Source organism: Sphingomonas endophytica (genome assembly GCF_014199415.1).
GTDB classification, from domain to species: Bacteria; Pseudomonadota; Alphaproteobacteria; order Sphingomonadales; family Sphingomonadaceae; genus Sphingomonas; species Sphingomonas endophytica.
Genome location: NZ_JACIJN010000002.1, coordinates 520,292 through 529,892, shown reverse-complemented (window position 1 = coordinate 529,892; position 9,601 = coordinate 520,292). Strand labels below are relative to the sequence as shown.

Below are 9,601 nucleotides of genomic sequence, written 5' to 3'. Positions count from 1 at the left end.
ATGGGGTGACGCCTTCACCGAGGGCAATTCGATCCATTACAGCTGGTCGGTGATGCAGGACGTGCAGGGCCTGATCGACCTGATGGGCGGCGACCGGAAGTTCGTGGCCAGGCTCGACTCGGTGTTCTCGACCCCGCCGGTCTTCGACGACAGCTATTACGGGCAGGTCATCCACGAGATCCGCGAGATGCAGATCGTCGACATGGGCCAATATGCGCACGGCAACCAGCCGATCCAGCACATGATCTATCTGTACGACTGGGCCGGCGCGCCGTGGAAGGCGCAATTCCATGCGCGCGAGGTGATGCGGAAGCTCTACTCGTCGGCGCCCGACGGCTATCCGGGCGACGAGGACAATGGCCAGACCTCTGCGTGGTACGTCTTCTCCGCGCTCGGTTTCTACCCCGTCACGCCGACGGTGGGGCAATATGCGATCGGCAGCCCGCTGTTCCGCCGCACCAGCGTCACCATGCCCGGCGGCAAGGTGCTGACAATCGAGGCCGAGAACAACAGCCGCGACAATGTCTACATCCAGTCGGCGACGCTCAACGGCACGCCTTATGCCAGGCCGTGGCTGTCGCGCGAGGCGCTGCAGGCCGGCGGGACGCTCCGCTTCGTGATGGGCTCGACCCCCAACAAACAATGGGGCACCGCCACGGCGGACCGGCCCTTCTCGATGAGCGCGCCCGGGGCCGTGAAGTGATCGCGCGGCGGGAGTTGATGGCAGGCGCGGGAGCGGCGGTGGTCACGGCGGCGCTGCCGCGCGCCGCCGCGGCGCAGGCGTTCGCGAGCAAGCGCCCACCCAAGGCGCAGCGCAGGTTCACGAGCGCCGCGGTCGAGGCCGAGATCGCGCGGGTCAAGCGCCGCATCGCCGACCCCGAGCTCGCCTGGCTGTTCGAGAATTGCTATCCGAGCACGCTCGACACCACCGTCACCAAGGTCGGCACGGTCGACGGCAAGCCCGACGCCTTCGTCATCACCGGCGACATCGAGGCGCTGTGGCTGCGCGACAGCTCGGCGCAGTTGCAGACCTATGTGCACCTCACCCCGAAGGATGCGCCGCTCCGCCGGCTCTTTCACGGGCTGATCCAGCGTCAGGCGCGCTGCATCCTGATCGATCCCTATGCCAACGCCTTCATGGAGGACCCGACCGCGCGCTCCAACCTGGGCGCGCGCGACGACAAGACCGAGATGAAGCCGGGCGTCGCCGAGCGGAAGTGGGAGATCGACTCGCTCTGCTATCCGATGCGGCTGGCGCACGGCTATTGGACCGCGACGCGCGACAAGGCGCCGTTCGACGCCACCTGGCAGCGCGCGATGGCGCTCGCGGTGGCGACGCTGCGCCAGCAGCAGCGCAAGAGCGACGACGGGCCGTACCGCTTCCAGCGGCTCAACCTGTCGCCGACCGAGACGCTGATGTTCGCGGGGCGCGGCGCGCCGACGCGCAAGCTCGGGCTGATCCACTCGATGTTCCGCCCGTCCGACGACGCGTGCCTCTATCCTTTCCTGATCCCGTCCAACCTATTCGCGGTGAGCGCGCTGCGCATGCTCGCCACCGTCCAGCGCGAGGCCGCCGGCGACGCCACCAGCGCCGCCGACGCCGAGGCGCTGGCGAGCGAGGTCGAGGCCGCGCTCGCCGCGCACGGCACGATGCCCGATGGTCAGGGCGGCGCCGTCTGGGCCTATGAGGTCGACGGCTATGGCAATGCGATCTTCATGGACGACGCCAACGTGCCGAGCCTCTCGGCGCTGCCGCTGCTCGGCGCGGCGCGGCGCGACGATCCGCTCTACCGCCGCACGCAGGCGCTGGCGTGGAGCGAGCGCAATCCGTATTTCTTCAAGGGCAGCGCCGCGGAGGGGATCGGCGGGCCGCACGTCGGCATGGACATGATCTGGCCGATGTCGATCGTCAGCCGCGCGCTCGACAGCGACGACGACGCGCAGATCCGCCAGTGCCTGCGCTGGCTGAAGGCGACGCACGCCGGAACCGGCTTCATGCACGAAAGCTTCCACAAGAACGATCCGGCGACGTTTACCCGGCCGTGGTTCGCCTGGGCCAACGGGCTGTTCGGCGACCTGATCCTCGACCTCGAACGGCGTCGCCCCGCACTGCTCGCCGCCCCGCTTTGACGGCGTCGGACGGGCCGGCACGCCCCCTGCCCAGTGCGCCGCAAGCGGAGCACCGGGCGGGACGTCCGCCCCGCTCACGCCCCCTACGCGCTACCGCGGCATCGGCGTGAGCGTCGGCGGGGCGTCCGCGGGGGCGCTTCCCCACGCCTTGTTGGGCGTCGCGCCCATCACCAGCTCGAGCCGTGCGCCATCCTTGATGTCGTCGTGCCGGAACCATGCCTTGGTCCAAGGTCGACCGTTGAGCATGGCCGATTGAATGTACGGGTTCGCCGCGCCGTTGCCCTTCGCCACGATCTCCAGCACCTTGCCGTTGCCGAGCGTGATGGCGGCGCGATCGAACACCGGGCTCGCCAGCATATAGACGTCGCTCGACGGATCGACCGGGTAGAAGCCGAGCGCCGCCAGCGCGTACCACGACGAGGTCGCCCCCTGGTCGTCCATGCCGGGATAGCCGAAGCCCGAAGCGTCGCTGCCGTAGAGCGTATCGAGGATGCGGCGGCTCAGCGCCTGCGTCTTCCACGGCTGCCCGCCCCACGCATAGAGGAAGGGCGCGTGCTGGTCGGGCTGGTTGCCTTGGACATATTGGCCGATCATGCCGGTACAGTCACGGCAGATGCCCTTCGGCGTATAGGGAGTGGCAAAGAAGCGGTCGAGCTTGGCGTTGAACGCGGCGCGGCCGCCGAGCGCGCCGGCAAGCCCGCCGACGTCATGCGGCACCAGCCACAGCGTCGACCAGCCCGACGCCTCCTTCATCATGAAATTGTAATAGGGCTCCTGCGGGTCGAAGGGCGCGATCCACGCGCCGTCTTCGGAACGTCCGCGGATGAAGCCGGCACGCTTGTCGAACACGTTGCGCCAGTTGGCGGCGCGGCGGCGGAACAGCGCGGCGTCGTCGCGATGCCCGAGCCGCTCGGCCAGCTCGGCCATGGCGTGGTCGTCCCAGGCATATTCAAGCGTGGTCGCCGCCCCGGCCTTGCCGCCCGCATAGGGCGGGCTGGGATTGCCCGCCGGCACCTCGTCCGAGATCCACCCGCGCCGCATGTACTCGGCGAGATAGCCGCGCGGCCCGGCGGGATCGGTCGCGTTCTTGCGCATGAACGCATAGGCTGCCGCATAATCGAACGGAATGCCGCGCCGCAGCGCGCCGAGATACAGGAACACCGCATTGTCGCCGTGGAAAGAGGTGTTCATGAAGCCGCGCTCGCGCGCCATGTCGAGCTCGGAGGCCATGATGTCCTGCACGACCGTGGGTTCGAGCAGTTCGAGCAGCACGATCTGGTTACGCCCGGTATCCCAGAACGGCACCGGACCGTAACGGTCGTGCGTCGCGGTCTGGACGGTACCGTTGCTGTCCGCGAACCGCTCGCCCTTGCGCGCGATCAGCCGCGGGCTCGCGAAGGACTGGAACAGGGTGGAATAAAACAGCCGTCGCTGCTTCTCGCTGCCGCCGCTCACCTGGACGCGGTCGAGCAGCGCCGACCACGCCGTCCGCGCCGCGCCGCGCATCGCGTCGAAGTCCCAGCCCGGGCTCTCGGCGCGCAGCCGCGCCTCGGCGTCGGCATAGCTGGCGCCGTGCGCGATCTTGACAAGCACCTGCTCGCCGTCGCGGGTGGTGAAATCGGCATAGGCCCCGGCGAACCCGCCCTCGATCGCGCGCGCGTCGGGCATCACGTCCGCGCCGCCGATGCCATAGCCCTGATGATCGCCGGGTGACTTGCGGAACGTGCCGAAACGCTTGAACGGCTTGGAGAAGACCGCGACGAAATAGCGGCCGTCGCGCGCGTCGTGATCGTCGTTGGCGCTCGCGGCGCCGCGCACGGTCCGGTCGTCGACCACCTCGATCGCGCCGCCGCGGCGGTTGAGGTTGAGGATCAGGTGCGCGCGCTCGGTGGCCGGGAAGGTGAAGCGCATCAGCCCGGTGGCGCGCGTCGCGGTCAGCTCGGCCTTGACGCCGATGCTGGTGAGGTCGGCGGCGTAATAGCCCGGCGACGCCACCTCCTTCGCCTTGTCGTAATAGGCCTGGGTCGAGGCCGGCGGGATCGTCCAGTCGCCCACCACGGGCATGACGAAAGGCTGCGCGCGCCCGCCATAGGTCGGCCCGCCGCCCGCGGTGAAGCCGATCATCGTCGGGTTGCTGTAGTAATAAGGCGTCGCCACGCCGGTGGGATAGGTGAGCGGCACGTTGACGTTGACCGGCGCCGCCTCGACCGCGCTGTGCGGCAATCGCGCGCCGGGCGAGGTGATGCCCGAATAGGTCGGCTCGCCCGGCGGCGGTGCGTTGCCGATGAGCACGGGGCGGTCGAGCGGCGCGGTGCCGACGCGCGGATCGGCGAGGTCGACGCCGGACGGGCTGGTCTGCTGACCATAGCCGCCGCTCCCGCTCAGGGCCGCGAGCGCCACCGCGCCCATGCACTTCGTTGCGAGCCGCCGCATCCCTACTCTCCTGCGCTGCCGGACGTTTATTATCGCGGCCTTGTAACACACTGTATTAATATGCCAATTTGGTTGTCGATAAGAATGTGGAGGGGAAATGCAGATGGCGCGGTCCTTCTGTCCGGCCGGCAAGCGTTCAGGCGCGCGTCAGCTCTCGGCAGTGCATCTCGACAGGCCGGTCGCGCGGTCTCCCCGCGCCGCCGTGCGCGCGCTTGCGTGCCTGCTCGCCGCGTCGGCGGCCGCGCCGCTGTGCGCGCAGGCGCCGGTCACCGTGCGCACCCCCGCCACCCCGCTGGTCGCGCACGACCCTTATTTCAGCCTGTGGAGCCTCACCGACAAGCTCAACGATGCGCCGACCCGGCACTGGACCGGCAGCGAGCAGCAGATCAGCGGCTGGGTTCGCGTCGACGGCAAGGCGCTGCGCTTCATGGGCGGTGGCCGCGGCGACACGATGACCCAACTGTCGCGCGCGCTCACCCCGACCCGCACCAGCTACGAGTTCGAGGGCGGCGGCGTGCACCTCACCGCCACCTTCCTCTCGCCCGCGCTGCCCGACGACCTCGATCTCGTCTCGCGCCCGATCACCTATCTCAGCTGGACGGTGCGCACGACCGACGGGCGCGCGCATGCGGTGCAGGTCTATGTCGACGCCAGCGCGCAGCTTGCGGTCAACGACGACCAGCAACAGGTGGTGTGGGGCAGCAGCCGTGTCGGCGACATGGCGGTGCTGCGCGTCGGCACCACGTCGCAGCAGGTGTTGCAGAAGGTCGGCGACAATGTGCGGATCGACTGGGGCTGGGCACAGCTCGCGGTGCCGCAGCAGCCCGGCACGACCAGCGCGACGATCGGCGAGGGCGAGCGCGTCGCCTTCCGCGACGGCACCGCGCCGGTGCCCGACGATCTCGCCATGCCGCGGCTGGCGCATCAGAATCGCCCGCTGCTGGCGGCGCGCTTCGATCTCGGCAACGTCGGCGCCGCGCCGGTGACGCGCCGCGCGATGCTCGCCTATGACGACATCGACTCGATCGAATATTTCAAGCGCCGCCTGCCCGCTTACTGGCGCCGCGACGGCATGACGATGGCGCAGCTGCTCGAGCGCGCCGAACGCGACGAGCCGGCGCTGCGCGCGCGCGCCGCCGCCTTCGACCGCGAGCTGACCGCCGACCTCGAGCGCGCCGGCGGCCGCGCCTATGCCGAGCTGGCGGTGCTGGCCTATCGCCAGACGCTCGCCGCGCACAAGCTGGTCGCCGACATCGACGGCACCCCGCTCTATTTTTCCAAGGAAAATTTCAGCAACGGCTGCATCGCGACGGTCGACATCACCTACCCTACCTCGCCCTTCTACCTGCTCCTCAACCCGCGCCTGCTCGAGGCGCAGCTCCGCCCGATCCTCGATTACGCGACCATGCCGCGCTGGCGCTTCCCGTTCGCGCCGCACGATATCGGCACCTATCCGCAGGCCAACGGGCAGGTCTATGGCGGCGGGGAGCGCAGCGAGGACGACCAGATGCCGGTCGAGGAGAGCGGCAACATGCTGCTGATGATCGGCGCGCTCGCCAAGGTGCAGGGGAACGCCGACTTCGCCCAGCGCTACTGGCCGCTGCTGACGAAATGGGCCGAGTTCCTGCGCGACAAGGGGCTCGACCCCGAGAACCAGCTCAGCACCGACGATTTCGCCGGACACCTCGCGCACAATACCAACCTTTCGATCAAGGCGATTAGCGCGCTCGATGCCTATGCCGAGCTGGCACGGCTGCTCGGCAAGAAGCAGGAGGCCACGCGCTATCGCACCACCGCCCGGCAGATGGCCGCGCGCTGGCAGGTGATGGCGGCCGATGGCGACCATACCAGGCTCGCGTTCGACCAGCCGGGCACGTGGAGCCAGAAATACAATCTCGTCTGGGACAAGGTGCTAGGCCGCGGGCTGTTTCCGGCGTCGCTCCGGCGCAGCGAACTGGCTTTTTACCAGCGTCACCAGGGCAAGTACGGCCTGCCGCTCGACAGCCGCAAGACGTACACCAAGCTCGACTGGATCACGTGGAGCGCCACGCTCGCCGACGATCGCGCCACGTTCGCGGCGCTGGTCGCGCCGCTCCACCGCTACATGCAGGAGACGCCGACACGGGTGCCGCTGAGCGACTGGTACGAGACCACCGACGGCGCGCAGGTCGGCTTCCAGGCGCGGGCGGTGGTCGGTGGCGTGTACATCAAGATGCTCGACGACCCGGCGCTGTGGGGCAAATGGGCGGCACGCGCCGCGAAGTGAGCCGCACGGCGGCGTGGTTCAGTCGAGGCGCTGGCTTAGCTGCTCGTGCAGAACCGCGTCCGCCGTGCGTACGGCCATCGCATTATCGATGCTGCCCGAGGTTTTGGTCAGATCGTCGACCCAGCTCTGCACGGCGCTCTTGCCGTGCTCCGCCTCAAGGTCCCGGAACAGCTGCCAGGCGGCTGCGTACCGCAGGTCCAGATTGCTTTCGTCGCTGGTCATATCGGCGGGACCGAAGGAAAAGCTGCGGCCGGAGAGCGGTGCGGTGTACGCAGGGTCCGCTTCCATCTTGCGGCGCTCCTCTTCCGGTACTTGCCGCATGATCGCCTCGCGCCGGACGCGGATGGCGCCCCAGCTTCCCAGATGTACGGGCAGCGGGTGAGCCATCAGCGACCGACGGGACCGTTGCTCCTCCGCCTCCTCTGCCGGCGGCGACAGAAGCGCCGCGACCTTGTGACCGATCCACTCGGCATGTCCTTCCTCCAGCCAGCGTGGCAGGTGCGCTCCGGCACGGCTCTGGAAACTATGCACCTGCTCGTGCGGCAGGGTCAGCAGGAGCATCGGCTGGGTCTGGGCCGCAAAGCGTCCATCCGCTTCCAGCGGTATCTTCCAGCGCGTGACGACCTGCTGCGCCGGCGCGACATAGTCGGGATCGGTCGTGAAGACGGTCGAGAACCACTGCCGGGGCAGCCTGGGTGCGCCAAGCGCGCGCGCGAGGAGCCTCATCTGAACACCGAGGCAGGCGGCACGCGCATACGCCGCCCCTTCGCCTCCGGCGTCGTAGTAGACGAGCAGCCAGCCCCCACTCCGCTGGTCGGTCACGCGGAGCGCGGGCAGATCTCCCGGCGATGCCGTAAGCCGATCGACTTTGATTGATCGAAGGGTGGGACGCTCACCGACCGGCGCGGCGCAGGCCGATCGTGCGGCTTCTACGTATCGCCGGGATGTCCCGGGGGCGATCGCAGCGGCTTGCAAGGCGATCATCGTGAGCAGCATCCATGGCCTCCTGACTGTCTGTCGCGCAGCCTGCAGGTGCCATCCGGCCGACAGCGCGCCACTGTTTTCGCGATACCTGCCCGATATCACGACCGACAACAAACCCCTGCACGCCGGGAGGGCAAGCGCCGGTCTCCTTTGCGAACGGCCCGATACCGACCAGCCGCGCTCCGCAAGAGCGGACGCCGCGGGCCACTGGCTGCCCGACATGGCTGCGATCCCTGGCGCGGTGGACGAACAGAAGCGCAAGGGCCGAAAGCGACGAGCGCTTCAGCGTCGACGTAGAAGGCGGCAAGCCATGCTAGGCGCGCCGGGAAGAGGGTGCTAGGCCGAGGAAAAGCAACGCGGTCGAACGCCTCCGGCACCTGACAAGCGATCATCCAGCGAAAGCCAGACACTATGTTCTCGTTCAGATCCGCCCTGCTGAACGGCACGGTCGTCGCGGCGCTCGCCTGCGGCGTCATCGGCTGCCGCGCCTATCAGGCCTTCGCCGCCGAGCAGGCGACCTTCGACCCTCCGCCAGCGCTCGCGCGAACGGACTTCCCGGCCTGGCCGTACCCAAGCGGCGTTCCGGACGACGAGAAGGAAGAGGGCAAGTTGTTCACCGTCCCCGGGAGCAAGCAGGCATTCACCTTCACCCAGATCAACAAGCAGCGGACGACGATCGACTGGTTCCCGGAGCGCCACCCAACGCCGCCGCCGCCGGTCATCGCCGGAAAGGAGGGCGCCTATAATGCCTGCGGCCAGTGCCACCTCATCGATGGCGGGGGCAAGCCCGACACCAGCGACCTTCGCGGGCTGCCGGTCGAGTATATGATGCAGCAGCTCGCCGACATGAGAGATGACGATCGGCATGCATCGATCAACGGTGCGCCACTCGCCAAGATGGTGGCGATCGCGAAAGCGCTGCCGCTCGACGATGCGCGGCAAGCCTCCGAGTATTTCCATTCGATCAAACCCGTTAAGAGGCTCCGCATCGTCGAGGGCAACGTCGTGCCCGTCACCCACCCCGCCGCGCATGCCGTACAGAAGGTCGACCCAAGCGGGGCGACGGAGCCGATCGGCACCAGGATCATCGAAGTGCCGCAAAGCTTCGCGCGTACCTTGTTGCGCGATCCGTCGTCGGGCTTCATCGCCTATGTGCCCGCTGGCAGCATCAGGAAAGGCAAGGCGTTGGTGACGAGCGGGGGTGGCGGGCGGACCCTTCCCTGCGCCTCGTGCCACGGCCAGGACATGCGGGGATCCGGCGCCGAATTTCCGGGTATCGCCGGCCGATCGCCCACCGCCATGGCGCGCCAGCTGTATGATTTCAAAAGTGGCACCCGCAACGGCAAGAATGCAGTGGCGATGAAGCCGGTGGTCGCGCGGCTCACCGATGCGGACATCGTCAACGTCAGCGCCTATCTGGCGTCACTCGATCCCTGACGCGGTGGATCGCGTGTTATGCCCCCTGAGGCGTAGCGAGGAGAGCTGCGCACGGCGGCCTGGATGCGGCACATTGTTGGTCTGACGCCCGACCGCGCAGCCGCTTCGTATCGGACCGAAGATCGCGTCAACGCCGCTGGCCGCGATCATCCTCGCGATGGTGCCGCGCGACGTGGTGGCACGGAATGCGGATCTGCATCGATGGCATTGCGATCCTCACCGGTCGTGCAGATGACAGCAGGCATCGAGCGTCGAAGCGTAGCAGTCGACACCTGACCGAGGCCGGATGCACCTTTTGCGAATGGACTTCGCTTTACGCCGCCGACGATGCGATCGCTGTCAGCCGCACCG

The 9,601-nt window shown here is 68.4% G+C and carries 6 protein-coding genes; 4 read left to right on the top strand and 2 right to left on the bottom strand.

Annotated elements, in window-relative coordinates; all coding sequences use genetic code 11:
• Together FHS97_RS05240 and FHS97_RS05235 are read left to right on the top strand one after the other, a co-directional pair.
• Positions 1-703: GH92 family glycosyl hydrolase (locus FHS97_RS05240; RefSeq protein ID WP_184034007.1), on the top strand; the 703-nt coding region annotated here is incomplete at its 5' end.
• Positions 704-720: 17 nt separating this feature from the next.
• On the top strand, positions 721-2,130 hold the full coding sequence (locus tag FHS97_RS05235; protein ID WP_246346451.1) for a glycoside hydrolase family 125 protein: 1,410 nt from the start codon (positions 721-723) through the stop codon (positions 2,128-2,130).
• A 90-nt stretch (positions 2,131-2,220) separates the two neighbouring features.
• On the opposite strand, the gene FHS97_RS05230 is transcribed toward FHS97_RS05235, so the two are convergent.
• On the bottom strand, positions 2,221-4,563 hold the full coding sequence (locus FHS97_RS05230) for a GH92 family glycosyl hydrolase (RefSeq protein WP_246346450.1): 2,343 nt from the start codon (positions 4,561-4,563) through the stop codon (positions 2,221-2,223).
• A 103-nt stretch (positions 4,564-4,666) separates the two neighbouring features.
• Between FHS97_RS05230 and FHS97_RS05225 the strand changes: the two genes are divergently transcribed.
• Positions 4,667-6,829: a glutaminase family protein gene (locus tag FHS97_RS05225; protein ID WP_184034001.1), complete on the top strand. Its 2,163-nt coding sequence runs from the start codon at positions 4,667-4,669 to the stop codon at positions 6,827-6,829.
• An 18-nt stretch (positions 6,830-6,847) separates the two neighbouring features.
• Here FHS97_RS05225 and FHS97_RS05220 read toward each other — a convergent pair whose 3' ends face one another.
• Positions 6,848-7,825: a hypothetical protein gene (locus FHS97_RS05220; RefSeq protein WP_184033998.1), complete on the bottom strand. Its 978-nt coding sequence runs from the start codon at positions 7,823-7,825 to the stop codon at positions 6,848-6,850.
• A gap of 399 nt (positions 7,826-8,224) precedes the next feature.
• Here FHS97_RS05220 and FHS97_RS05215 point away from each other — a divergent pair, with 399 nt between their 5' ends.
• The gene (locus tag FHS97_RS05215) at positions 8,225-9,250 is read left to right on the top strand and encodes a c-type cytochrome (RefSeq protein WP_184033995.1); all 1,026 of its coding nucleotides are present in this window, start codon (positions 8,225-8,227) and stop codon (positions 9,248-9,250) included.
• The last annotated feature ends 351 nt before the right edge of the window (positions 9,251-9,601 follow it).

Coding starts and splice junctions, on each gene's coding strand:
- FHS97_RS05235 (WP_246346451.1), top strand. CDS start 721: ATGGCAGGCGCGGGAGCGGCGGTGGTCACGGCGGCGCTGCCGCGCGCC.
- FHS97_RS05230 (WP_246346450.1), bottom strand. CDS start 4,563: ATGCGGCGGCTCGCAACGAAGTGCATGGGCGCGGTGGCGCTCGCGGCC.
- FHS97_RS05225 (WP_184034001.1), top strand. CDS start 4,667: ATGGCGCGGTCCTTCTGTCCGGCCGGCAAGCGTTCAGGCGCGCGTCAG.
- FHS97_RS05220 (WP_184033998.1), bottom strand. CDS start 7,825: ATGCTGCTCACGATGATCGCCTTGCAAGCCGCTGCGATCGCCCCCGGG.
- FHS97_RS05215 (WP_184033995.1), top strand. CDS start 8,225: ATGTTCTCGTTCAGATCCGCCCTGCTGAACGGCACGGTCGTCGCGGCG.